Below are 24,780 nucleotides of genomic sequence, written 5' to 3'. Positions count from 1 at the left end.
AACTGATTAAGCCAGACCCTTCTGTATATCAAGAAGGGTTTATTTTATAAGTGTCGTCAAGGCATTAAATTAATAATGAGAACTATATAATTTTGAGTTTGAAATTGTTATGGCCCGGGTCCATGACCTGCACAAATAGAATTTTGAAAGGGTGATGTTCATGACGAAACCAGTGATAGCTATCGTTGGGCGTCCGAATGTCGGCAAGTCTACGATTTTTAACCGAATCGTTGGTGAACGTATTTCGATCGTTGAAGATATTCCTGGAGTAACGAGGGATCGTATATACAGTTCAGCTGAATGGCTGACACATGATTTTAATATTATTGATACTGGCGGGATAGATTTAGGGGACGAGCCGTTTTTGGATCAAATCCGCCAGCAGGCTGAAATTGCCATTGATGAGGCAGATGTTATCATTTTTCTTGTAAACGGCAGAGAGGGAGTAACATCAGCTGATGAGGAAGTAGCAAAAATCCTTTATCGCTCCAACAAGCCAGTTGTCCTCGCGGTCAATAAAATTGATAACCCAGACATGAGAGACATGATATACGACTTTTATGCTCTGGGATTTGGAGAACCTTTCCCGATTTCTGGCTCCCATGGGCTGGGTTTGGGTGATTTGCTTGATGAAGCGGCAAAGCATTTTCCAAAGGATAAGGAAGACGAATATGATAAAGATGCGATCAAATTTTCATTGATTGGCCGGCCAAATGTCGGGAAGTCTTCTTTGGTCAATGCGATTCTTGGAGAAGACCGTGTAATTGTCAGTGATATCGCGGGTACAACTAGAGACGCGATTGACTCGCAAGTAACCTACGATGGGCAAAAGTATGTCATTATTGATACCGCGGGTATGCGCAAAAAAGGAAAAGTGTATGAAACGACTGAAAAATACAGTGTTTTAAGGGCGTTAAGGGCTATCGAGCGCTCCGATGTTGTCCTTGTTGTGATCAATGCCGAGGAAGGTATTATCGAACAGGATAAGCATATTGCCGGCTATGCCGAAGAAGCAGGCCGCGCAGTTATCATTGTTGTGAACAAATGGGATGCAATTGAAAAAGACGAAAAGACAATGAAGGAGTATGAGGATAAAATCCGTGCTCACTTCCAATTCCTGAGCTATGCACCAATTGTCTTCTTGTCGGCAAAAACAAAGAAACGGATCCACACTTTGATGCCGATGATTGATATGGCAAGTGAAAATCATGCGATGAGGGTGCAGACCAACATCTTGAATGAAGTCATCATGGACGCTATTGCGATGAATCCGACTCCAACAGACAAAGGGAAGAGACTAAAGGTTTATTACGCGACACAGGTATCCGTAAAGCCGCCTACTTTTGTTGTCTTTGTCAATGAACCCGAATTATTGCATTTTTCTTATGAACGATTCCTTGAGAACAGGATCAGGGATGCCTTTGATTTCACAGGCACACCAATCAAGATTTTTGCGAGACAAAGAAAATAATATAAAGGTTGTGGTTTAAATGGAAAGGAAGAGTGAGAAAATAGCTGTTCTTGGGGCTGGAAGCTGGGGAACGGCTTTGGCTATGGTCCTCGCTGACAATGGTCATGAGGTTCGTCTTTGGGGTCACAATCCAGTGCAAATTGATGAAATCAATCATCACCATACCAACAAGAAATATCTTCCTGAAATTACTCTGCCTTCAACCATCATTGGGTATTCATCTCTTCAGGAGGCACTGGCGGGGATCAAAACAGTGGTTATGGCTGTCCCTACAAAAGCAATCCGTGAAGTAATCCGAAAGATGACTGAGGTTACTTCTGAACCCTTGGTAATTGTCCACGTCAGCAAGGGAATCGAACCGGACTCCTTACTTCGTATTTCTGAAATGATTGAAGAAGAAATGCCAGAGGGCTTATTAGAAAGCGTTGTAGTCTTATCCGGTCCAAGCCATGCCGAAGAGGTGAGCCTGCGCCATCCGACGACGGTTACTGTATCCTCGAAAAATATGGGAGCGGCTGAAAAAATCCAGGATTTGTTTATCAATAATAACTTTAGAGTATACACAAATCCGGATTTAATCGGTGTGGAAATTGGCGGGGCACTTAAGAATATTATTGCTCTTGCTGCTGGGATTTCAGATGGATTAGGCTACGGAGATAATGCCAAGGCTGCTTTGATCACCAGGGGGCTTGCTGAAATAGCCCGTCTTGGTGTCAAAATAGGCGCAAGCCCGTTGACTTTTTCAGGATTGACAGGGATAGGGGATTTGATTGTCACTTGTACGAGCGTCCATTCCAGGAACTGGCGGGCTGGAAATCTGCTTGGCAAGGGCCAGAACCTTGACGAGGTCCTTGAGAACATGGGGATGGTCGTAGAAGGTGTAAGGACGACGAAGGCGGCATATCAGCTTGCTGAAAAATATGGTGTCAATATGCCGATAACAAATGCGCTATATAATATCCTTTTCAATGACGTCAATCCTAAGGACGCTGTTGATGGGTTGATGTCCCGAGAGAAAACCCACGAAATGGAAGACCTGGCTGACGTCCTCGGAGGTAAAATCTGAGTTAGAAAAATTTTCTAATGAATAATATTGCCAATATAGGCATTCGAGGATGCGATTTCTGCACCGCTTGCATAAGATGCAACGAAGCAAACTGGTGGTTTGAACTGGGTGTTAGGGTATTTAGTCATGTAGGCTGAGGTAAAGTTGTCCGCCCCTTCTTTACTTCAGCTTTTTTTTGCTTACATAAGGGACTTTTTTGCTTGCATAATTGCTGTATATGATATAATACTTCTCGGAAAAGGGAGGGGTTTATTTTGTCACCCGCATTATTGAAAATGTACATTTCTTTTGTTGGCATGGGCAGTATGATTCTGTCTTTGTTTGCCATCTATTTAAGCCGTTATAAGTTAAAAGGCTTCTTCAAAATTGCAACGGCGATCATAGCCTATGTGCTGATGATCTTAGCAGGGCTGATAATCTTTTTTGTTGTTTTCAGCGGTCCGACGAGCGAATAAAATACATAGGATTAAAGGGTTGGGATCAATGAACAAAATCCGTATTTTTATGCCAGTCATCCTGGTATTACTCACATTGACAGGCTGTATGTATCCGGAAGAAAAACTTGTACAGAATCAGGTTCCCTATAAGGACCAGCTTGATAGTGTCCAGTCTGCTGTTGACCAGTACAAGGAGGCAAATAGCGGCTTGCTGCCAATCAAGACAAAGGATTTAGAGACACCGATTTATCAAAAGTATCCAATAGATTTTAAAAAAATAGTTCCAAGATTTATTGCTGAGGCACCAGGAAATGCATATGAAAATGGAGGCCTGTTTCAATATGTCCTTGTAGATGCTGAAACAGATCCAACTGTGAAGCTGCTCGATTTAAGAATGGCAGAGACAATCCGTGAGATAAAAATGAGAATCAATGCATCTGGATATCCACCTTTTAAGGAACGGATCGCAGAAAATGTGTATACTCTTGATTTTAAAAAGATTGGCTATAAAGAAGAGCCTGTCGTCATAAGCCCATTCACAAACCAGAACCTGCATTTTATCATTTCAACTGATGGCGAAATTTATGTTGATTACCGGAGTGACCTCTACCAGGCTATTAAATCGTCAAAGAAAGAGTTTGCAGAGGGTGAGGATATTCGAGACATTCTCGTAGATAATTCCATGTTCGTACCAGCATATTCTTTGCCATATACCATCGATAATGAGACCAATGAACCGGTCTTTTTAGTAAAGGTAAAATAGGAAGTTCACAAGTCGATGCTTGTATGGGCGAACAATGAGCTTCTGCATTTCTAATAAATTAGTCATAACCCTGTTTCTGCAAAATATATTGTAGAAGTAGGGTTTTTTTGTCTTTAAAAAGATAACGATTGTTCTCATAAATGGGAATTGAAGGAGTCTTTTTTGAAATTAAAATTAAGGGGGTAAAAAAATAAAAAATTGTCATATTGGTATAGGACAACATCATAAATATATACTGTCCCAGATTACTAATTTGGATGAATTTATTCCCACTAACTCTATGATCGGGAGGGGATCACTTGGAAAAGGTAGATATTTTTAAGGATATTGCCGAGAGGACTGGCGGCGATATTTACCTGGGGGTTGTAGGTGCGGTCCGCACTGGAAAATCCACTTTTATCAAAAAATTCATGGAACTGGTGGTTTTACCTAATATCAATAACGAGGCTGAAAGGGCCAGAGCGCTTGATGAGCTGCCACAGAGCGCAGCAGGTAAAACAATCATGACCACTGAACCGAAATTCGTGCCTAACCAGGCGGCATCCGTGCACGTTGATGATGGTCTGGATGTAAATATCAGGCTCGTAGATTGCGTAGGGTATACAGTTCCGGGAGCAAAGGGTTATGAGGACGAGAATGGGCCGAGGATGATCAATACGCCTTGGTATGAAGAGCCAATCCCTTTCCATGAAGCAGCAGAAATTGGAACAAGGAAGGTTATTCAGGAACACTCTACACTTGGTGTCGTAATTACGACGGATGGGACAATTGGGGAAATCCCAAGACAAGATTATATTGAGGCAGAGGAAAGAGTAATTGAGGAACTAAAGGAAGTCGGCAAGCCGTTCATTATGGTGATCAACAGCGCCCAGCCGTATCACCCTAATACGGAAACACTTCGCTCCCAATTGGCTGATAAATATGATATTCCTGTGCTTGCAATGAGTGTTGAAAGCATGCGGGAATCAGATGTTCTCAGTGTGATGAGGGAAGCTCTGTACGAATTCCCTGTCCTGGAAGTGAACGTCAATCTGCCAAGCTGGGTAATGGTGCTCCGCGAAAACCACTGGTTGCGTGAGAGCTATCAGGAAGCTGTCAAGGAGACTGTGAAGGACATTAAGAGGCTGCGTGATGTAGACAGGGTCGTACATCAATTCAGCGATTTTGAGTACATCGACAGGGCTGGACTGGCGGGTATTGAAATGGGCCAGGGTATAGCAGAAATAGACCTGTTTGCTCCGGATGACCTTTATGACGAAATTCTTAAAGAAATCGTAGGAGTAGAGATCCGCGGCAAGGATCACTTGCTTGAGTTGATGCAGGAGTTTGCCTATGCAAAAACAGAGTTTGACCAGATTTCTGATGCGCTGAAAATGGTTAAGCAGACAGGTTATGGCATCGCTTCACCTTCACTGACGGACATGAGCCTGGAAGAGCCAGAAATCATCCGCCAGGGGGCGCGTTTCGGTGTTCGCTTAAGAGCAGTAGCCCCTTCAATCCATATGATCAAGGTGGACGTAGAATCTGAATTCTCGCCAATTATTGGGACCGAGAAACAAAGTGAAGAGCTCGTTCGCTACTTGATGCAGGATTTTGAAGATGATCCGCTGTCAATCTGGAATTCTGATATCTTTGGAAGAAGCTTAAGCTCAATCGTCAGAGAAGGAATTTCAGCAAAATTGAGCCTGATGCCAGAAAATGCACGTTATAAATTAAAAGAGACGCTGGAAAGAATCATCAACGAAGGTTCCGGTGGATTAATAGCAATCATATTATAATTTGGACTCCTTTTGGGAGTCTTTTTGTTTGGCTCTTTTCTCAAACTTTGTTGCTATTGAATACAAAATGGATTGAATCACCAATATTTCTTCGTGAAGTTGACGCTTCTTATGAGAATAGAGCATGCAAACTTAATACCGACCTGCAAAATGGGTATATATTACGTTAAAATCGGCTTTAGGATTTTAACAACAATCTTTACGTGAACAGCATTTTGTTTTGTCTGCCAGAAGAGATTGATTTTCACTCTATCTAGTTGATTTACAAGTAACTTCGGACCAAAATTAATCTTCTAAAATAACTTACTTTCAGTAAATTATGATTAAAGACCTTGTTGACTGCTTGCGTAATCAGGAGAAAAGGCATAAAATTCATTATTGTATGTTTGATACTGCTTGTTACGGGTAATAAATTAGGGTCAACATATTACAATTATGTTTCAAAGAAGAAAAGATTCCCATTATTTCTTGAAATTATCTTGATAAGAGTAAAACATTATGATAATCTTTTAACAGAATTAGCGTTGTAGCTTACAAAGCCTTATATAACAGGGTTTCAAGCGATTTAAGGTTTCTTTATCATAGTTTTTTTAAAACTATGATAATAAAATCTTCCAGCAACGTATAGAATTCATATGTTTTGTTTAGAAATGTAGTAAGATGCTTAATTTCTGAGCAATGGGATCTCTTTGGGAGGAGGTGAATGGCATGAACAAAACAGAACTTATCAATGCAGTTGCAGAAGCTAGTGAGCTTTCTAAGAAAGATGCAACAAAAGCAGTTGACGCTGTTTTTGATTCAATCTTAAATGCATTAAAAGATGGGGACAAAGTACAATTAATCGGTTTTGGTAACTTCGAAGTTCGTGAGCGCGCTGCCCGTAAAGGACGCAACCCACAAACTGGTGATGAAATCGAAATCTCTGCAAGCAAGGTGCCTGCTTTCAAACCTGGCAAAGCGCTTAAGGATGCAGTGAAATAATTACATACGACGCACTGAGCGTATGCTAAACCCTAAAGGCCGCGACCCGTTCGCGGCCTTTTTCTTATTGAGTTGTAGATAACTCCATGAAGTTTTCTTAATCCAGCTCCAGCGCCTAGCCCCTCGAGACGCTTCGGTCCTGTCAATGAAGTCAAAGAGCGACTTCACTGTCTGGCCCTCTAGCGCTTGTCGGAGCTGAACAAGGCGCTTGCGCTTTTTGTTCTTATGGAATATTAAGTTTTGCCTGCTGAGAATTGGTTATGCTAAGATGAAAATATTATAATCAATTAGTTGCTTAACTATGCAAGATTATAATGAGATTGTCGGATCATAGGAGGAAACGCAGATGTCAAACGTCAATCGTGCCCAAATCGAAGATGCGGTGCGTTTAATATTAGAGGCAGTCGGTGAAGACCCAAACAGGGAAGGTTTGCTTGATACTCCCAAGCGGGTCGCGAAGATGTATGAGGAAGTTTTCTCGGGGTTGAACCAGGATCCTAAAGAATATTTTGAAACCATTTTTGGTGAGGACCATGAGGAACTTGTTTTGGTCAAGGATATCCCTTTCTATTCAATGTGTGAACATCACCTGGTTCCTTTCTTCGGCAAGGCACATGTCGCATACATTCCACGTGGAGGCAAGGTTACAGGACTCAGCAAGCTTGCAAGAGCTGTGGAAGCAGTAGCGAAAAGACCTCAGTTACAGGAAAGGATCACTTCTACTATTGCGAATTCCATAATGGAAAAGCTGGATCCCCATGGTGTCATGGTAGTGGTAGAAGCGGAACATATGTGCATGACAATGAGAGGAGTCAAGAAACCCGGCTCGAAAACAGTTACATCTGCTGTAAGAGGAACTCTAGCAGAGGATGTAAACGCAAGGGCTGAAATTCTCTCATTGATAAAAGGCTAAAGACCTTTAGCAATGGAATCTTTCGTAAAGTAACATTCAAGTTTTAAAAGGCTGAAAGGAATTCTTTTAGCCTTTTGCTATACATAAACAAACATAACTGCGACTTAACGGGTCCGTCCCGGACTCGACATATTCTTTCCTGTAAGGGGGATAATAATGGATAAGAAACAAGGTGTTAACACGGACTATGTAGTGATTAAGGCCATCGAGGATGGTGTGAACGTGATTGGTCTTACTAGAGGAACAGACACTCGATTCCATCACTCAGAGAAGCTTGATCAGGGAGAAGTTATGATAGCCCAGTTCACAGAACATACATCAGCCATTAAAATCAGGGGACATGCAAAAATTGTCACACCATTTGGTGAAATAGTGAGTGAGAAGAAGTAATAAATTCAAAAACCAACTATTTTGTTACAAAATCAAGCTCAAATTCATCTCAAATAGGGTTTAATTTATAATATCTCGTTCATGTTTTCACTATTTGTGATATAATTGTCACTGCCTTGGAATGTTCGGTACAACTGCAAACTAGTTATTTAGGCGCTTTTTTTATGTCTGTTTTAGAGACAACCAGCTATCTGCATATTGCTGGCTTTCCTGATTGAACAATGTCGCCGGCAATCCAACATAAATAAGGGGAACAAGGGTGATTTATTTGCTAGATTTACAAAACAAATTAGACGGCACCAGAGAGCTTCTTCTCGAAAAACTTTCACATCCTTATTTGCGGGAGCATGTAAAATCTCCATTTATAGATGATGACCGGCTCTTGTTGCTTACTTCCTTGCTGGAACAGCAGGAGGTAGATCAGGATAGAGCAAAGAATTACACTGTGACTGCAATGCTCCTGCAAATTGCCCTTGATACCCATGAGCATGTCCATAATTCACAACCAGGTGAAGAGGATGAAACCCATAAGCGCCGCCAGTTGACAGTTCTAGCTGGAATTTATTTCAGCGGACTATACTACAAGCTGCTGGCTGATATGGATGATATAGAAATGATCAAGCGATTGGCTTCAGGTGTAAAAGAAGTCAATGAGCACAAAATTTCGCTGTATCAAAAAGAAACTGAAGCGATCGATAAATTAATGGAAAGTGTAAAATTAATCGAGTCGTCTCTTTTAGGCAAGGTCGCTGATCATTTTGATGCGGCTGAATGGTTTGAATTCGCTTCTAACTGGCTTTTTGTCAAGAGGATGCTATCTGAAGAAACGAAGTTCATTAAAAACGGTAGTTCGCTGGTTTTCAATGCACTGAAAAAAATTGCTTTGCCAAAAGTGGACCAGAGTACAACTGAAATTTCTTCTGAACAGCAAAAATACCTTTTAACAATTTGCACACGATATATTGAATTTTCAATGACGAAGATTAATTCAGCGTTAAAGAAGCTGCCAGGGATGAACAGCTTGCTGATAGAACGGTTAGACCTGATCTCCGGGCAGCACCAGACCATGTCTAAAAATTTCGCGGAAGAAGGGTAATGCAATGCAGCAATCGAAAGAACAACGTGTTCATGGAGTCTTTGAAAAAATCTATGAAAATTATGACCAGATGAATTCTGTCATCAGTTTTCAGCAGCATATTAAATGGCGTAATGACACAATGAAAAAGATGAATGTTCCAAAAGGAGCCAAAGCACTTGATGTGTGCTGTGGTACCGCTGATTGGACAATTGCGCTTGCAGAAGCAGCAGGCAGAGATGGCGAAGTGGTCGGACTTGATTTCAGCAAAAATATGCTGAAGATTGGCGAGGAGAAATTGCAGGCCCGCAATTTGGATCAGGCAGCACTAATCCATGGGAACGCAATGGAACTCCCATTTGAGGATAATAGCTTTGACTATGTCACTATTGGTTTTGGTTTGAGGAATGTCCCTGATTACAATCAGGTGCTTCGTGAAATGTACAGAGTCCTAAAGCCGGGCGGTATGGCAGTATGCCTGGAAACTTCCCAGCCTACAATGCCAGGTTTTAAGCAGGCTTACAGATTGTACTTCAGGTTTATCATGCCGATGTTCGGCAAACTGTTCGCGAAGAGCTATGATGAGTATTCCTGGCTCCAGGAATCCGCAAAGGATTTCCCAGGTATGAAAGAGCTAGCGAAAATGTTCTCTGAAGCAGGATTCGTGAGCGTTGAATATAAACCATATAGCGGTGGAGTAGCTGCCGTACATATCGGCCGCAAATAAGAGAAGCGCAAGCGTACTGGTAAAAGACTACACCTTGAGTGGCTTCTCTCGATAATTGAAGCCGTTTTCTAGGTCGAGGGCCGGCAATGCGCTGGAGCTGGACCATTCTTTCAGATGAATATACATTCTGATACTATATTCAATAAACAATGGCTGTCCTTTTCTTTTTCGCTCGGCAAGGAAGGTCAGCCTGTTTTATTTAGTGTTGTCGCTTTGTTCCGGATTAACGGAGTGACCTGTATATAGATTGGTTCCAAAAGAAAGTAACCTATTAGCTGGGCTGTATGGAAAGCTCCGAGCATATAAGAAATCTCCTGATTGCATTGAGGCTGCGGAAAGGAAAATGCTGCAGTTGCATCAATGGATATCTAGGATGTAAAAGCTGGGTGGATAAATATGAAGATGAAGCTATTATATACATATTTGAATTCTGATTTGACATTGATTGAAAGAGAGCTGGAAGAAGCAATCCAGGCGGATTCCCAGCTGCTCAGACAGGCAAGCCTTCATTTGCTTAAGGCTGGCGGGAAACGGATCAGACCCGTTTTTGTGCTCCTTGGTGGTAAATTCGGTGATTATGATATTGAAATCATCAAGGATGTCGCTGTCTCCCTGGAGCTCATCCATATGGCCTCTCTTGTGCACGATGACGTCATCGACGATGCTGAATTGCGTAGAGGGCAGGCGACAATCAAAGCGAAATGGGATAACAGGATTGCGATGTATACAGGGGATTATATTTTTGCCAGGGCACTGGAGCTTATGACTGACATTGAAAATCCAACAGCCCACCAGATTCTCTCAGATACTATCGTCGAACTAAGCGTTGGCGAGATTGAACAAATAAAAGATAAATATAATTTTGATCAAAACCTGCGTAATTACTTGTTGCGAATCAAGCGGAAGACAGCACTTCTTATTGCCGCAAGCTGCCAGCTGGGTGCAGTGGTGGCAGGTGTTCCGGAGCAGGATCATCGTAAATTGTATAAGTTTGGCTACTATGTCGGTATGTCCTTCCAGATTACTGATGATGTGCTAGATTTTACGGGTACAGAAAAGGAACTTGGTAAGCCGGCTGGCGGTGACCTTCTCCAGGGTAATATCACTCTCCCTGTACTGTACGCAATGCAGGATGACTACATCAAGAGCCAGATTAGGACTGTCCATGAAGGCATGCCAGGAGAAGAACTGAATGAAATCCTGAAGCTTGTACAGGATTCAGGTGCGATTGAAAAATCACTGGAGATCAGTGATCGTTATCTGGATAAAGCCCTGGCAATCCTTGATGAACTTCCGTCCAATAAGGCAAAGAAGTCATTGCGTGATATCGCGAAATTCATTGGAAAACGCAAGTATTAGCAAGTTGCGAATTTTTCAAAAAAATGATACTATTTCTAAGGATTGCTTTTGTAAGCGGTTCACATACATATAAGAAATAGGAGTGGAACTCATGGAAAAGACTTATTTGATGGTCAAGCCTGACGGAGTACAACGCAACCTGATCGGTGAAGTTGTAGCTCGTTTCGAAAAGAAAGGCTTCCAGCTAGTTGGCGCAAAACTTATGAACATCCCAAGAGAACTTGCTGAAGAGCATTATGGCGAACATAAAGAGCGTCCATTCTTCGGCGAATTAGTAGACTTCATCACTTCAGGACCAGTATTCGCTATGGTATGGCAGGGCGAGAATGTAATTGCAACTGCACGCCAGATGATGGGTGCTACAAACCCTAAGGATGCAGCTCCTGGAACTATCCGTGGAGAATTCGGTGTGACTGTAGGCAAGAACGTAATTCACGGATCTGACTCACCAGAAAGCGCTGAGCGTGAAATCGGACTATTCTTCAAACAAGAAGAACTAGCTGAATACAGCAAATTAATCAACGAGTGGGTTTACTAAGAAAAGCGTAAGCGGCTAATCTATTAAATAAACTCCGGACACTTGTGAAAAGCAAGTGTCCTTTTTCTTTTTCGGGACATTTTTATAGCTCTCCGGATATATGAAAAAAATATATCACCCAAAATCCTATTTTTCGATATAATGAAAATGTCCAACTTTTTCTAGTAAAAATAAGGAGCAAAATGATGACGCAAGACTATGAACACTTTATCTCGAGAATCCACCAAAAGACAGGTATAAACCTTGCTCTATACAAAGAAGCACAGATGAAAAGAAGGTTGACTTCACTCTATCAAAAGAAAGGCTACTCATCTTTCAAGGAATTCTTTCAAGTCCTTGATAATGACCAGCAGCTCATGAACGAATTTCTGGATCGGATGACAATCAATGTATCCGAGTTTTATAGAAACGCCAAAAGGTGGGAAGTCCTCGATAAATCAATAATTCCTGAGTTATTAAGCAGAAACCCGAACCCGAAAATCTGGAGTGCAGCTTGCTCCACTGGAGAAGAGCCTTATACATTGGCGATGGTGCTGTCAAAACATATGCCATTATCGAGAATCCAGGTCCTGGCAACTGATATCGATGACAACGTCCTGGCCAAAGCGAGGCGCGGAGTTTATGCAGAAAGATCATTGAATGAAGCCCCTAGGGAGATGGTTAAAAAGTTTTTCCGGCAGGATGGTTCCTATTATACGGTGGAAGATGACATTAAGAAGACTGTTACGTTGAAAAAGCAAAATTTGCTTGCCGATCGGTTCGGAGGTCCGTTTGACCTGATTGTCTGCCGTAATGTCCTCATTTATTTTACCGAGGAGGCCAAGGAAAGCATTTACCATAAATTCAGCGCGGCATTAAGGCCGGGGGGAATTCTCTTTGTTGGAAGCACTGAACAGATCTTCAACCCTGGTACATATGATTTTGAAACTGCAGATACTTTTTTTTACAGAAAAAAATAAATGGAGGAGCCGGGATTCCGTGCTCCTCCTTGCTTTTTTTCGAATGAATGGGATTCAATTTCTGCATGTGAAGTGTTAAGAGGAAGATTGTTTTTTGCGACTCAACATGCTTCATGATAAAATGACTTCATTCTTGAAAAGGAATAATACATATTTCGAAATTTTTAATTTATTTCTGTTGAACTGTATGATATAGTAAAACAAATCCTTTAGCGAGTTGAAGGGGGAAAGTGCATGAGATATTTAACAGCGGGAGAATCACATGGACCGCAGCTAACAACCATTATAGAGGGGATGCCAGCAGGCATGCCGCTAGTAGCAGAAGATATAAACAAAGAGCTTGCGCGCCGGCAGAAAGGCTACGGCCGCGGAAGAAGAATGCAAATCGAAAAGGATCAGGTGCAGATCACTTCAGGAATTCGGCATGGAATGACATTAGGTTCGCCGATAGCCTTGGTTGTTGAAAATAATGATTGGAAGCATTGGACCGGGATTATGGGCCAGGAACCGCTCGATGAACAATCCGCTGATGAAGTGAAAAGGATAATTTCCCGTCCCCGTCCCGGTCACGCAGACTTAAACGGCGCGATTAAATATGGACATCGAGATATGAGAAATGTTCTTGAACGTTCATCTGCCCGAGAAACGACTGTCAGGGTCGCAGCGGGTGCTGCCGCAAAGAAACTACTGTCACTGCTGGGTATCGAGTTAGTTGCCCATGTTGTTGAAATCGGTGGAGTTAAAGCTGAAAAGCAAGACTTCACATCACTGGAACAGCTTAAAGAAATAACAGAAGCTTCTCCCGTCAGATGCTTCGATTCAGATGCAGGAACGAAGATGATGGCAGCAATTGATGACGCTAAGCAAAATGGAGACTCTATTGGCGGTGTTGTTGAGGTGATTGCAGAGGGAATGCCCGCTGGAGTGGGCAGTTATGTTCATTATGACCGCAAGCTTGATGGAAAGCTTGCTGCGGCCATTATGAGCATCAATGCTTTCAAAGGAGTTGAGATTGGGATCGGTTTTGAAGCTGCCAGCAGGCCTGGCAGCCAGGTCCATGATGAGATAGCCTGGGAAGACGGACGGGGTTACTACCGGAAAACGAACCGGCTTGGAGGGCTTGAAGGCGGGATGACAACGGGCATGCCAATTGTTGTCCGTGGGGTAATGAAACCAATCCCAACTCTTTACAAGCCATTGATGAGTGTCGATATCGAGTCAAAGGAACCTTTTGCCGCGAGCATTGAACGCTCTGATGCATGTGCTGTCCCTGCAGCAGCAGTGGTTGCGGAAAGCGTTATTGCCTGGGAGCTTGCTTCTGCAATCCTCGACCAATTTTATGCAGATCGATTTGACACACTGAGGGCATCAATCGAAGAGCAAAGAAGGACTGCGAGGGATTTTTAAAGATGCTGCAAGTGAATATCCATACAAGCACAAAATCCTATCCAGTACACATCGGAAAAGGTGCAATTCAGCAATTACGCGATATTATTCATGGTGCTGAAGACAGTTACACATCTATCATGGTCATTACTGATGAAACAGTGGCACAGCATCATCTTGATTCATTCCACGAACATACTGCTCTGGAAGGGATTATTGAGAAAATCGTTCCATCAGGAGAACAGGCGAAAACTTTCGATGTATATAAAGATTGCCTTTCAACAGCGCTTGAAAATAAACTTGACAGGAAATCGCTGATCATCTCTTTTGGCGGAGGGGCCGTAGGAGATCTAGCAGGATTTGTCGCCGCTACTTATATGAGGGGAATTCGCTTCATACAAGTCCCGACCACTATTCTTGCACATGACAGTGCGGTGGGAGGAAAAGTAGCGGTCAACCATCCATTAGGCAAGAACATGATTGGAGCATTCCATCAACCCGATGCTGTTGTTTACGATCTCGATTACCTGAAGACCCTCCCTGAACATGAAGTACGATCCGGCTTTGCTGAAGTAATCAAGCACTCGTTGATAAGCGATGAAAACTTCTATTACTGGCTTAGGGAAGAAATTCAGTCTTTGGATAAAATGAATGACTCACAGTTGCTTGAGTTTTTGACAAAAGGCATCCAAGTTAAAGGTTCTGTTATCGCAGAGGATGAAAGAGAAACCGGAATCCGTGCATTCCTGAATTTTGGGCACACACTAGGCCACGCAATTGAAGCTGAAGCAGGTTATGGAAAAGTGACACACGGGGAAGCAGTAGCCATTGGTATGCTATTTTCCCTTCAGTTGAGCACACAATTGCTTGGGCTTGATTTTAATAGAGAAGCATTCAAAATCTGGCTTAAGAATCTTGGGTACGAAACTTCAATCCCAGCCGGACTTGCTAATGAGCAGCTGATCGAAAGAATGAAACAGGATAAAAAAACTGTAAACAATACGATTCGTTTCGTTTTACTAGAGAAGATTGGAGTTCCTGCACTCATTGAAATAGAGGAAAAAGTATTGATGATGAACCTGAAGAAGTTTGTAGAAGAGGGGGAGTACGATGATTAGGGGAGTAAGAGGAGCTATTACAGTAAACGAGAATGATGAGCAGGAAATCATTTCTGCGACTGAAAGGCTTTTAAAAGAAGCTATCGTTTCTAATAATATCGCTCCGGATCAAGTTGCTTCAATTTTCATTTCAGCAACTGATGATGTTGATGCAGCCTTTCCGGCAAGGGCATTAAGGAATTTGGCTGGCTGGACGTATGTTCCAGTTATGTGCATGCAAGAATTAGCCGTCCCCGGCTCGCTACAGAAGTGTATCAGAGTCATGATTCATTACAACACTGAAAAAACACAGGAAGAGGTCAAGCACATTTATCTTGAGGGAGCTTCTGGACTTAGACCTGATCTATAAATTTATACTTTTTCCTGAGCGCCAAACAGTGTATGATAAATACATGTTCTTTATCGCTTTAATTAGATAGCGTATTAAAGAGTAGAATAGTCGAGGTGGATAAGATGAGATGGAAAGAGCAGCTTTTAAAGCTAAAACCATATCAGCCTGGTAAATCGATTTCCGAAGTAAAAAGGCAGTATGGATTATCAGAGATTGTGAAATTGGCTTCAAATGAGAATCCGTTTGGATCTTCAGAAAAAGTAAAAAACGAAATCGTGGACTATGCTGGTAAATTTTCAGTTTATCCCGATGGGTATGCTACCGAACTTCGTACACATCTAGCAGACCATCTGGGTGTAAAAGAAGGAGAGATCATTCTTGGCAACGGATCAGATGAAATTATCCAGATGATTGCCCGGGGTCTGCTCACACCTGAGACGAAAACTGTGATGGCTGCACCAACATTTCCTCAGTATAAACACAATGGTGTTATCGAGGGCTGTGAAATAACAGAAATCCCATTGGTAAATGGTGCACATGATTTGGATGGGATGGCTGCTTCTATTGATGAGCGGACCACAGTTGTCTGGTTATGCTCTCCGAATAATCCAACGGGGGTTTATATAACCGAAGAAGAATTGACAGCTTTTATGGCACGTGTGCCAAGTCATGTGCTTGTCGTGCTGGATGAAGCCTATTTCGAATATGTGACCGCGGAAGATTTTCATGATTCTTTGAGATTGCTTAAGCAATACCAAAACCTAATTATCCTAAGAACTTTTTCAAAAATATATGGTCTTGCCAGCTTTAGGGTTGGTTATGGAATTGCCCATGAGGACACAATTTCAGCACTTGAGCCTGTCAGGGAGCCATTCAATGTAAACTCATTGGCACAAGCTGCGGCCATTGCAGCACTTGATGACCAGGATTTTGTTGAAGAATGCAAAAGAGAAAACCAAGCTGGTTTAGAGCAATTTTACCAATTTTGTGATAGCGCTGCATTGAGTTATTATCCGTCACAGGGGAATTTCATCTTGATTGACTTTAAAAGGGACGGTCAGGAGGTATTTCAATTCCTGCTTGAAAGAGGATATATCGTTCGTTCCGGTACAGCGCTCGGATTCCCTACATGTGTAAGGATTACAATTGGCTCAAAGGAACAAAATCTAGGTGTAATTGAGATTATAAAAGAATATTTGAATGTTGATACTGTAATATCTAAATAAGGGTGTGGAACTTATGGAAGGCCGCGTATTGATCATTGGTCTTGGTTTGATTGGCGGCTCTCTGGCGATGTGTATTAAATCTCAGCATCCGGGGGCAGAGCTCATCGGATATGATGCGGACGGAGATCAAATGGACCTGGCCATAATGCTGGGTGTCATTGACCGGGCAGCTGGAAGTATTGAAATGGAAGCTCCGAAGGCGGATTTAATCATTATAGCGACTCCGGTATTGACCACCGGAAGCATTATTGAATCCTTAGCTTCATTGCAACTGAAAGAGGGAGTCATTGTTACCGACACAGGCAGTACGAAGGGGTACATTTCAATGAAGGCATCCACCTTGAGAGAAAAAGGAGTTGCATTCATTGGCGGCCATCCAATGGCTGGTTCTCATAAAAGTGGTGTAGCTGCAGCGAAGAAGATTCTTTTTGAAAATGCATTTTATCTTCTCACACCTGATACAATGGTCAGAAATGATATGGTGGAGCGACTAAAAGCATGGCTTTCTGGCACGAGGGCCAAGTTCCTCGATGTTTCACCCGAAGAGCATGATTATCTTACAGGGGTGGTCAGCCATTTTCCGCATATCATAGCTGCTTCCCTTGTCCATCAGGCGTCAAGGGCGGAGGAAGGAAATCCTCTTGTCAACCGCCTGGCTGCTGGCGGTTTCAGGGATATCACACGAATCGCTTCAAGTAGTCCACGGATGTGGAGGGATATCTCTCTTCAAAACCGGGAGGTTCTCATTTCTCTGTTAACTGACTGGCAGGATGAAATGGGACGGGTAAAAGAATTATTGGTTACTAATGATAGAGACAGCATCTATGATTTCTTTGATTCGGCAAAAAAATACCGGGATGGTCTTCCTGTAAGCGATAAAGGAGCTATTCCTAGTTTTTATGACCTGTTCGTAGATGTTCCCGACTATCCAGGGGTGATTTCTGAAATCACGGGATACTTGGCAGTTGAAAATATCAGTATAACCAATATAAGAATCATAGAAACTCGTGAAGATATATACGGCGTCCTGGTGATCAGCTTCCAGACACCTGAAGACCGTGCCAGGGCCAAGGAATGTATTGGAAAAAATACTGACTATGATATGTCTCTTGGAAAGTAGACTGAAGGAGCAGAAATATGTCCGTAAAAACACTTTTGACAAATAGTAACACTTTGGAAGGTCAGGTTAAAGTACCTGGCGATAAATCAATTTCGCATAGAGCAGTCATGTTCGGCTCCATTGCCAATGGAATTACCCGTATCGAAAACTTCCTGCCCGGAGAAGACTGTTTAAGCACGATTTCCTGCTTCCGTCAGCTTGGTGTCGATATTGTCCAGAATGGGAGCGATGTTACAGTTACCGGAAATGGTACGGACGGGTTGAGTCAGCCTGAGGATACGCTGTATGTCGGGAATTCTGGAACAACCATCAGGCTGATGATGGGAATCCTTTCGGGATTGCCTTTTACATCAACCCTTGAAGGTGATGATTCGATTGCCAGAAGGCCGATGACTAGAGTGACTCTTCCTCTTGGCAAAATGGGTGCAAGAATTACGGGAAGGAATAATGGCGAATTCACTCCGCTGACCGTGGAAGGCCAAAAATTACAAGGAATTACATATGAACTGCCAGTAGCAAGCGCGCAGGTGAAGTCGGCGATCCTTCTTGCCGGGTTGCAGGCTGAAGGTGAGACAATCGTTATTGAGCCAGTGAAAACAAGGGATCATACTGAGCGCATGATCAATCAGTTTGGCGGCAAAGTAGAGCGTGATGGTGATGCTGTAAAGGTAACTGGCGGACAAATGCTAAAGGGTACACATATAAATGTACCTGGTGACATTTCATCTGCCGCCTTTTTTCTGGTGGCGGCCGCAATTGTGCCTGGGAGTGATATCATACTCCGGAATGTTGGTTTGAACCCGACAAGAACGGGAATAATCGATGTCCTTAGAGCAATGGGAGCAGATTTCATTATCGAACCATACGAAAGTGAAGCAGCTGAACTTGCTGGGGATATAAGAATTAAGCATTCTACACTCAAGGGAACAATAGTCGAAGGTGATTTGATTCCCCGATTAATCGACGAAATCCCGGTCATTGCTTTGCTGGCAACGCAGGCAGAGGGAAAGACGATCATTAAGGATGCAGGGGAATTAAAGGTTAAAGAAACAAATCGAATTGATACTGTTGTGAATGAACTCAAGAAGCTTGGAGCAAACATTGAGGCTACAGATGATGGCATGATTATACAGGGGAAACAAAGCCTTGATGGCGGGACTGTATCAGCACATGGGGACCACCGGATCGGGATGATGCTGTCCATCGCTGCCCTGCTCTGCAAAAGGGATGTCACACTTGAACAAAGTGAAGCGGTCGCCGTTTCTTATCCTGGTTTTTTTAATGACTTGTATTCACTGGTGCGAAAATAAACAATATATGTCTTGAAGGCCAATCATGATAAATGGATGGCCTTCTGTCTTTTAAAAAGGCTGTTTATATTCAATAGCAACAAAGTTTGAGAAAAGAGTCTTTAAAAAGGGTTGCCTTCACTATAAAAAAGATTGCTGTCGTTATATTCTCGGAATTTCTGCATAGTTTGTCATAAGACCGATAAAGGAGTGGTTTTATGGCTTACATTATAGATAATGTCCATCTCTTGAAGGGACAAGCTTTCACAGATACAAGTATGCTGGTGGAGGACCAGCGAATTATATCGACAACATCCAAATTTGAACGTTATAACTACATGAGGATGGATGCTGACAACTATATAATGACCCCAACCCATGTCCTCTTTGATACGAATCTCCCTATAAAAGAATCTTTTAAAGAGAGAAAAGAATATTACCTGAATAATTTCATTCTAAAGGGCAGCACTGTTGTATTCACGACAGTAAAGATCCAATTTGAACGGCAGCTCGAAGAAAAGCTTAAGCAGACGAAATGTGATTTGTTAGACAGCCCTATCGATTTTGTTCTGGGGGTCAGCATTCCGCCGCGGTTACTGAATCCCGGATTTATCCGGAAGTGTAAGAAGATGAAAGTTCCAGCGATTTTTCTGGAGATCGACGAGATGACCACTCTGAATACGATGCCATGGGGATGGATCAAGGAAGCGCTGTTTCCTTATAACTGCCCAATCATTCCAATCTTTCCTGAAAGTAAGCATAAAAAAGGGAGACAGATGCAGCTCAATGTCTGGAGCGATTTGATGAAAAAAGAGAAGGTTCCCGCTGTTTATGAAGACTTAGCGAATCCAGGCCCTGTGTCAAGGTCGATTTTAAAGAAGACCGGAATCTTCCCTGAAAAATCAAATCTGCATAGTGGGGGAGAACTCAGCTATAATCTCTATACTCGATGCCCCGAAACAAAATACCGTGATGAGCATGGGTTGTTTTTTCAATCGAAGCATCTTGCGGTGACTGTGGACAAGGGAAAAGTCATTCGCGCGGGTTCCGAGGTTTATTATCGGCCAGGAAAGGGAGAGAATGTTATAATTAAGACACCAGGATTTTTTACAGACAATTACTAAAAAACTCTTCAGGCATTGCTGGTTAGACAGCTGTATGCAAACTGGCAAATATAGATTAGCCTAAAGTAAGGATAGGATGATAGAGATGGTCGCAGTAGAAGAAATTACAAATTATATCGAAAATGGACAGCTTGAAAAAGCAATGGCTGCTTATCAAAGAATTCTCGAGAATGGCAGCGACGAAGAAAAATTCCTCCTATCAGAGGAGTTATTCCGCTTTGGTTTCATGGAAGAAACGGAGGCCTTAATCGAGAGTCTATTAAAGAGTTATCCGGATGAGGGCGAACTCCATGTTTTGCTCGCTGAAACCCGGATCGAAATGGGCAAAGAGGAAGAGGCAATGCTTTCGCTTGAAAAAGTTGACGAAGAGGACCCTTCTTTTCCTCAAGCGCTGCTTTTATTGGCTGACCTGTACCAGATGGAAGGTCTGTTTGAAGTGAGTGAAAAGAAGCTGCTTCAAGCTAAAAGGCTTTTACCGGATGAGCCGGTCATTGATTTTGCTCTTGGTGAGCTGTACGCTTCCCAGGGTAAACTGGTTGAAGCCATCCAGTATTACGAAACGGTGCTTAAGTCACATGAAGAGATTGGCGGAGTGAACATCAACCAGCGAATGGCCGAAGCGTTAAGTGCGGGCGGATCGTTTGAGGAAGCACTCCATTTTTATGAAAAAGCGCTTGAGCAAAAACTGGAAATTAATACATTGTTCGGCTTTGCTTTTACAGCCTTGCAGGCAGGCTATAATAAAACAGCAATCGATAAGTTTGAGGAACTAAAAGCTCTTGATCCTGAATACCATTCCCTTTACCTCTATCTTGCCAAAGCTTATGAGCGAGAAGAAATGGTCGAAGAGGCATTCAATGCAGTGAAGCAGGGAATCGAGCAGGATGAGTTCAATAAGGATTTATACTTTTATGGTGGCAAATTAGCACTCAAAATTCCTGATGAAGAAGCTGCAGAAAAATTGCTTCGTGAAGCAATCGCTCTTGATCCAGGATTCATGGAAGGCGTCCTTGTCCTGAACAAACTGCTGATCAAGCAGGAACGCTATGAAGATGTACTTGAGCTTGTGCGGGCAGCTGACATCCACGAAGAAGAAGAGGAACCACAAATTCTTTGGGATGAAGCGGTTGCTTACCAGCAAATTGAAGATTTTTCACAGTCATTAAACAAATACCAACTCGCATATACTTTCTTTAAAGACAACAAAGAATTTTTGACAGACTACGGTTATTTTTTAATTGAAGAAGGAAAAATGGCCGACGCCGCCGAAATTTTTAGTAAGTTAGTTGAAAAAGAACCTGGCAATGAAGAATTCCGTGAATTGTTGGAACGCATGACGGAGAATCAGTAACCTTAACAAAAAATTTGAGTTATGCAGAGGAGGGATTCAAAAATGACAACCCCTGTATCTGTCAACGAGAAAAAGGATTTTATCCGCTGGTTTTTAAACCATTACCAGCTTAAAAGGCGGGAATGCGTTTGGATCCTTAACTACTTGATGAGCCATGACCAGCTGATGGAAAAGGTGCACTTTGTGGAAAATGCACAATATTGTCCAAGGGGATTAGTGATGTCGACCCATTGCGTGGAAGAAGTACCATTCCGCTTCTTCAAAGAAAACGTGATGACGACAGATGCTGAAAAGTCTTTTCACGACATTCGTTTGAACAGGGAAGAAGAAATTTACATCCAATTGAATTTCCACGCTTCAAACAAAGCCCACCAGTTTGCGGCCGTGCTGGAAGAAAACCCTTATGTTCCAGGCCAGCTCCAAATCAGTGAAAGTGACAAGATGGTAGCAGAGAGATTTCTTGAGGAGAGTATTCAAAAATTCCAAAAAGACAAACTGCTTACCTTGATCGATGAAGCGCTGGACAGCCAGGACCAGGAAGCCTTCGAACATCTCACAGAACAATTAAAAAGATTGGGCGCAGTCAATTCGTTATAGCTTGCTTTTGATAGCAGGCTTTTTATTTTGTCTGTTTTTGTGGATTGAGCCGCTGGTCTGTGCCAAAACCATTTTCTTTTGGACAAGAACTGAACGGGCTGGTGTGAAAATGTCCAAACCTGATCCTACTTAGGATAAAACTCAAGGAAGAGACAGTTGAAATGTCTGAACCTGATCCTACTTCGGACAAAATTCAAGGGAGAGGCTGTTGAAATGTCCAAACCTGATCCTACTTCAGACAAAACTCAAGGGAGACGCTGTTGAAATGTCCGAACCTGATCCTACTTCAGACAAAACTTAAGGGAGAGGCTGTTGAAATGTCCGAACCTGATCCTACTTCAGACAAAACTTAAGGGAGAGGCTGTTGAAATGTCCGAACCTGATCCAACTTCGGACAAAACTCAAGGAAGAGACAGTTGAAATGTCCGAACTTGACCCTACTTCAGACAAAACTTAAGGGAGAGGCTGTTGAAATGTCCGAACATGTCCAACTTCAGACAAAACTTAAGGGAGAGGCTGTTGAAATGTGCGAACATGACCCTACTTCGGACAAAACTCAAGGGAGAGGCTGTTAAAATGTCCGAACCTGATCCAACTTCAGACAAAACTTAAGGGAGACGCTGTTGAAATGTCCGAACATGTCCAACTTCAGACAAAACTCAAGGGAGAGGCTGTTGAAATGTCCGAACTTAATCCTACTTCGGACAAAACACAAGGAAGAGACAGTTGAAATGTCCGAACTTGACCCTACTTCAGACAAAACTCAAGGAAAGGTCCGTTGAAATGTCCGAACCTGATCCTACTTCGGACAAAACTCAAGGGAGAGGCTGTTGAAATGTCCGAATCTGATCCTACTTCAGACAAAACTCAAGGGAGAGGCTGTTGAAATGTCCGAACCTGATCCTACTTCGGACAAAACTCAAGGAAGAGACAGTTGAAATGTCCGAACTTGACCCTACTTCAGACAAAACTCAAGGGAGACGCTGTTGAAATGTCCAAACCTGATCCTACTTCAGACAAAACTCAAGGGAGACGCTGTTGAAATGTCCGAACCTGATCCTACTTCAGACAAAACTCAAGGGAGAGGCTGTTGAAATGTCCGAATCTGATCCTACTTCGGACAAAACTTAAGGAAGAGACAGTTGAAATGTCCGAACCTGATCCAACTTCAGACAAAACTCAAGGTGGGAGCGGTTGAAATGTCTGAACCTCATCCAACTTCAGACAAAACTCAAGGGAGACGCTATTGAAATATCCGAACCTGATCCTACTTCGGACAAAACACAAGGAATGAGCGGTTGGAATGTCCGAACCGACCCTCACTTCAGACAAAACTCAAGGAATGAGCGGTTGAAATGTCCGAACCCGGTCCTACTTCGGACAAAGTTACAAGGAAGAATCGAGGAAGTGTCTGAACTTGCCCTAACTTCGGACAAAATCACAAGGGAGTGACCATCGAAATGTCCGAACCAAACCTCACTTCAAACAAAACGCAATGGACGAGCCTCGGAAAAGTCCTAACCTGACAAACCATTCGAAAACGACTTTTAATCGTGATATTATAGGTATGGATTGAATAGCAGGCTTTTCGTCGTAGAGTATCTTATGTAACTCATTTAAGAAGAAACGACATGGGCCTAATAGAATGATGGAGTTGGTTTTATGAGATGGGTGGCAGCAGATGTTGAGATGTACCAGAAAGCGGCGGAATATGTTGACACGGCGATCGTGCCGCTATTGCCAGTTTCATTCGGGGATGACATGAAACAAAATGCCTCGATGGCAGAGTTCATAGGAATCCTTACTACACAGCTGGAAAAGCAGTTTAAGGGACGTATCTTCCTATTTCCTGATTTTGTATACATAAAAGGACATGAAGCTAGCGTAAAAGCCCTGAAGGAATGGGAGAACACTTTGTTGGACAAGCAGTTCAAGCATGTGTTTTATGTAACCTCCGACAGCAGCTGGAGGCAGCAAGAGAAGGAGTTAACTGGTAACCTGTTGTGGCTGCCGTCATTGTCTTTGGAGCATATGCAGGAACAGCAAAAGGTGTCCATCGTGGAAGACCAGGTGAATCAGCTATTATCTTTGTTCACTGAGAAATGGCAAGAGGATTAATCTTGATGTTATTTTTATCACTGCAAAAAATGTTTTCAACATAGTATTATATTGATTTTGTAATGAGATTGATATATCATGGTTATGTCCTAGTTTTAAAATGTGTTTAAATTATGTCCGTTGGGGACTTAACTTGGGAATAGAGGGGGGAATAGCGTGAGTAAGCATCGTGTTTCAAGACGTCAATTCTTAAACTATACTCTAACAGGTGTAGGCGGTTTCATGGCTGCAGGGATGCTGATGCCAATGGTTCGTTTTGCCGTTGATCCTGTACTTAAGGGTGAAGATGCGGGAGATTTTATCGCGACTCCATTGAAGATCGCAGATATTACAAATGAACCGCAAAAAGTAAACTTTAGCTTCACACAAAAAGATGCGTGGTATGAATCAGAAGAAACTGGAACTGCTTGGGTTTTCAAGAACGAAGGCGGAGAGATTATCGCCCTGTCACCAGTATGTAAACACCTTGGATGTGTTGTTGACTGGAATACGGATAAGAAAAATCCGAATATGTTCTTCTGTCCTTGCCACTACGGTCTTTATGAAAAGGACGGTACAAACGTGCCGGGCACACCACCGTTGGCACCATTGGATGTATATCCAACCAAAGAAAAAGACGGGTTCCTTTATGTAGGAAAAGCCGAACCACGAAAGGGGGCGTAA

General features: G+C 42.6%; 24 protein-coding genes. All 24 read left to right on the top strand.

Annotation, left to right across the window (positions count from 1 at the left end; all coding sequences use genetic code 11):
- Positions 1–160: 160 nt before the first annotated feature.
- The 24 genes from der to AC0VX7_RS15665 all read left to right on the top strand — a co-directional run bounded on the left by der (position 161) and on the right by AC0VX7_RS15665 (position 24,780).
- Positions 161–1,471 carry a ribosome biogenesis GTPase Der gene (der, locus tag AC0VX7_RS15780; protein WP_475424989.1) on the top strand — a complete coding sequence of 437 codons (1,311 nt, stop codon included), beginning with the start codon at positions 161–163 and terminating at the stop codon, positions 1,469–1,471.
- Positions 1,472–1,490: 19 nt separating this feature from the next.
- Complete coding sequence (locus tag AC0VX7_RS15775) at positions 1,491–2,537, top strand: NAD(P)H-dependent glycerol-3-phosphate dehydrogenase (RefSeq protein WP_475424988.1); 1,047 nt, start codon at positions 1,491–1,493, stop codon at positions 2,535–2,537.
- 254 nt (positions 2,538–2,791) lie between these two features.
- Complete coding sequence (locus tag AC0VX7_RS15770; protein ID WP_023627530.1) at positions 2,792–2,992, top strand: DUF2768 domain-containing protein; 201 nt, start codon at positions 2,792–2,794, stop codon at positions 2,990–2,992.
- Between the two features lie 28 nt (positions 2,993–3,020).
- On the top strand, positions 3,021–3,737 hold the full coding sequence (locus tag AC0VX7_RS15765; RefSeq protein WP_475424987.1) for a hypothetical protein: 717 nt from the start codon (positions 3,021–3,023) through the stop codon (positions 3,735–3,737).
- Between the two features lie 299 nt (positions 3,738–4,036).
- Positions 4,037–5,515, top strand: coding sequence for a stage IV sporulation protein A (spoIVA, locus tag AC0VX7_RS15760; protein ID WP_041965674.1), 1,479 nt, complete (start codon positions 4,037–4,039; stop codon positions 5,513–5,515).
- A gap of 708 nt (positions 5,516–6,223) precedes the next feature.
- Positions 6,224–6,496, top strand: coding sequence for an HU family DNA-binding protein (locus tag AC0VX7_RS15755; RefSeq protein ID WP_023627533.1), 273 nt, complete (start codon positions 6,224–6,226; stop codon positions 6,494–6,496).
- 346 nt (positions 6,497–6,842) lie between these two features.
- A complete protein-coding gene (gene folE, locus AC0VX7_RS15750) occupies positions 6,843–7,409 on the top strand; it encodes a GTP cyclohydrolase I FolE (RefSeq protein WP_215028807.1) in 567 nt (188 codons plus the stop codon).
- Positions 7,410–7,565: 156 nt separating this feature from the next.
- Entirely contained in the window at positions 7,566–7,799 is a 234-nt protein-coding gene (mtrB, locus tag AC0VX7_RS15745) for a trp RNA-binding attenuation protein MtrB (RefSeq protein ID WP_023627535.1), read from the top strand.
- Positions 7,800–8,058: 259 nt separating this feature from the next.
- Positions 8,059–8,895 carry a heptaprenyl diphosphate synthase component 1 gene (locus AC0VX7_RS15740; RefSeq protein ID WP_353618621.1) on the top strand — a complete coding sequence of 279 codons (837 nt, stop codon included), beginning with the start codon at positions 8,059–8,061 and terminating at the stop codon, positions 8,893–8,895.
- 4 nt (positions 8,896–8,899) lie between these two features.
- On the top strand, positions 8,900–9,601 hold the full coding sequence (locus AC0VX7_RS15735; RefSeq protein WP_475424986.1) for a demethylmenaquinone methyltransferase: 702 nt from the start codon (positions 8,900–8,902) through the stop codon (positions 9,599–9,601).
- 396 nt (positions 9,602–9,997) lie between these two features.
- Positions 9,998–10,960, top strand: coding sequence for a heptaprenyl diphosphate synthase component II (gene hepT, locus AC0VX7_RS15730; protein ID WP_475424985.1), 963 nt, complete (start codon positions 9,998–10,000; stop codon positions 10,958–10,960).
- A gap of 91 nt (positions 10,961–11,051) precedes the next feature.
- Entirely contained in the window at positions 11,052–11,498 is a 447-nt protein-coding gene (ndk, locus tag AC0VX7_RS15725; RefSeq protein WP_041965667.1) for a nucleoside-diphosphate kinase, read from the top strand.
- Positions 11,499–11,683: 185 nt separating this feature from the next.
- Entirely contained in the window at positions 11,684–12,457 is a 774-nt protein-coding gene (locus AC0VX7_RS15720; protein WP_475428175.1) for a CheR family methyltransferase, read from the top strand.
- Positions 12,458–12,691: 234 nt separating this feature from the next.
- Positions 12,692–13,864, top strand: coding sequence for a chorismate synthase (aroC, locus tag AC0VX7_RS15715; RefSeq protein WP_475424984.1), 1,173 nt, complete (start codon positions 12,692–12,694; stop codon positions 13,862–13,864).
- A gap of 2 nt (positions 13,865–13,866) precedes the next feature.
- On the top strand, positions 13,867–14,961 hold the full coding sequence (aroB, locus tag AC0VX7_RS15710) for a 3-dehydroquinate synthase (RefSeq protein ID WP_475424983.1): 1,095 nt from the start codon (positions 13,867–13,869) through the stop codon (positions 14,959–14,961).
- Entirely contained in the window at positions 14,954–15,310 is a 357-nt protein-coding gene (gene aroH / locus AC0VX7_RS15705) for a chorismate mutase (protein ID WP_475424982.1), read from the top strand. Before aroB ends, aroH begins: the two co-directional genes overlap by 8 nt.
- A gap of 104 nt (positions 15,311–15,414) precedes the next feature.
- Positions 15,415–16,518: a histidinol-phosphate transaminase gene (hisC, locus tag AC0VX7_RS15700; RefSeq protein WP_475424981.1), complete on the top strand. Its 1,104-nt coding sequence runs from the start codon at positions 15,415–15,417 to the stop codon at positions 16,516–16,518.
- A 13-nt stretch (positions 16,519–16,531) separates the two neighbouring features.
- On the top strand, positions 16,532–17,638 hold the full coding sequence (locus AC0VX7_RS15695; RefSeq protein WP_475424980.1) for a prephenate dehydrogenase: 1,107 nt from the start codon (positions 16,532–16,534) through the stop codon (positions 17,636–17,638).
- A gap of 17 nt (positions 17,639–17,655) precedes the next feature.
- Positions 17,656–18,948 (top strand): 3-phosphoshikimate 1-carboxyvinyltransferase, encoded by a 1,293-nt coding sequence (aroA, locus tag AC0VX7_RS15690; protein ID WP_475424979.1) that lies wholly within the window; start codon positions 17,656–17,658, stop codon positions 18,946–18,948.
- A 197-nt stretch (positions 18,949–19,145) separates the two neighbouring features.
- Positions 19,146–20,051 carry a hypothetical protein gene (locus AC0VX7_RS15685; RefSeq protein WP_475424978.1) on the top strand — a complete coding sequence of 302 codons (906 nt, stop codon included), beginning with the start codon at positions 19,146–19,148 and terminating at the stop codon, positions 20,049–20,051.
- A gap of 85 nt (positions 20,052–20,136) precedes the next feature.
- Entirely contained in the window at positions 20,137–21,402 is a 1,266-nt protein-coding gene (locus tag AC0VX7_RS15680; RefSeq protein WP_475424977.1) for a tetratricopeptide repeat protein, read from the top strand.
- A gap of 42 nt (positions 21,403–21,444) precedes the next feature.
- A complete protein-coding gene (locus AC0VX7_RS15675; RefSeq protein WP_215028767.1) occupies positions 21,445–21,999 on the top strand; it encodes a ReoY family proteolytic degradation factor in 555 nt (184 codons plus the stop codon).
- A 1,662-nt stretch (positions 22,000–23,661) separates the two neighbouring features.
- Positions 23,662–24,117: a YpiF family protein gene (locus AC0VX7_RS15670; protein ID WP_475424976.1), complete on the top strand. Its 456-nt coding sequence runs from the start codon at positions 23,662–23,664 to the stop codon at positions 24,115–24,117.
- A gap of 156 nt (positions 24,118–24,273) precedes the next feature.
- Positions 24,274–24,780 carry a QcrA and Rieske domain-containing protein gene (locus AC0VX7_RS15665; RefSeq protein WP_102263396.1) on the top strand — a complete coding sequence of 169 codons (507 nt, stop codon included), beginning with the start codon at positions 24,274–24,276 and terminating at the stop codon, positions 24,778–24,780.

This window comes from Mesobacillus sp. QJM3NY_10, from assembly GCF_056173465.1.
Note: the sequence above shows the minus strand (reverse complement) of the source record. Positions and strands in the feature narration are given on the sequence as shown.

What these genes read in the sequence shown, in the direction of transcription:
- der (WP_475424989.1), top strand. Translation starts at nt 161, where the DNA reads ATGACGAAACCAGTGATAGCTATCGTTGGGCGTCCGAATGTCGGCAAG.
- AC0VX7_RS15775 (WP_475424988.1), top strand. Translation starts at nt 1,491, where the DNA reads ATGGAAAGGAAGAGTGAGAAAATAGCTGTTCTTGGGGCTGGAAGCTGG.
- AC0VX7_RS15765 (WP_475424987.1), top strand. Translation starts at nt 3,021, where the DNA reads ATGAACAAAATCCGTATTTTTATGCCAGTCATCCTGGTATTACTCACA.
- AC0VX7_RS15755 (WP_023627533.1), top strand. Translation starts at nt 6,224, where the DNA reads ATGAACAAAACAGAACTTATCAATGCAGTTGCAGAAGCTAGTGAGCTT.
- folE (WP_215028807.1), top strand. Translation starts at nt 6,843, where the DNA reads ATGTCAAACGTCAATCGTGCCCAAATCGAAGATGCGGTGCGTTTAATA.
- mtrB (WP_023627535.1), top strand. Translation starts at nt 7,566, where the DNA reads ATGGATAAGAAACAAGGTGTTAACACGGACTATGTAGTGATTAAGGCC.
- AC0VX7_RS15735 (WP_475424986.1), top strand. Translation starts at nt 8,900, where the DNA reads ATGCAGCAATCGAAAGAACAACGTGTTCATGGAGTCTTTGAAAAAATC.
- hepT (WP_475424985.1), top strand. Translation starts at nt 9,998, where the DNA reads ATGAAGATGAAGCTATTATATACATATTTGAATTCTGATTTGACATTG.
- ndk (WP_041965667.1), top strand. Translation starts at nt 11,052, where the DNA reads ATGGAAAAGACTTATTTGATGGTCAAGCCTGACGGAGTACAACGCAAC.
- AC0VX7_RS15720 (WP_475428175.1), top strand. Translation starts at nt 11,684, where the DNA reads ATGACGCAAGACTATGAACACTTTATCTCGAGAATCCACCAAAAGACA.
- aroC (WP_475424984.1), top strand. Translation starts at nt 12,692, where the DNA reads ATGAGATATTTAACAGCGGGAGAATCACATGGACCGCAGCTAACAACC.
- aroB (WP_475424983.1), top strand. Translation starts at nt 13,867, where the DNA reads ATGCTGCAAGTGAATATCCATACAAGCACAAAATCCTATCCAGTACAC.
- aroH (WP_475424982.1), top strand. Translation starts at nt 14,954, where the DNA reads ATGATTAGGGGAGTAAGAGGAGCTATTACAGTAAACGAGAATGATGAG.
- hisC (WP_475424981.1), top strand. Translation starts at nt 15,415, where the DNA reads ATGAGATGGAAAGAGCAGCTTTTAAAGCTAAAACCATATCAGCCTGGT.
- AC0VX7_RS15695 (WP_475424980.1), top strand. Translation starts at nt 16,532, where the DNA reads ATGGAAGGCCGCGTATTGATCATTGGTCTTGGTTTGATTGGCGGCTCT.
- aroA (WP_475424979.1), top strand. Translation starts at nt 17,656, where the DNA reads ATGTCCGTAAAAACACTTTTGACAAATAGTAACACTTTGGAAGGTCAG.
- AC0VX7_RS15685 (WP_475424978.1), top strand. Translation starts at nt 19,146, where the DNA reads ATGGCTTACATTATAGATAATGTCCATCTCTTGAAGGGACAAGCTTTC.
- AC0VX7_RS15680 (WP_475424977.1), top strand. Translation starts at nt 20,137, where the DNA reads ATGGTCGCAGTAGAAGAAATTACAAATTATATCGAAAATGGACAGCTT.
- AC0VX7_RS15675 (WP_215028767.1), top strand. Translation starts at nt 21,445, where the DNA reads ATGACAACCCCTGTATCTGTCAACGAGAAAAAGGATTTTATCCGCTGG.
- AC0VX7_RS15670 (WP_475424976.1), top strand. Translation starts at nt 23,662, where the DNA reads ATGAGATGGGTGGCAGCAGATGTTGAGATGTACCAGAAAGCGGCGGAA.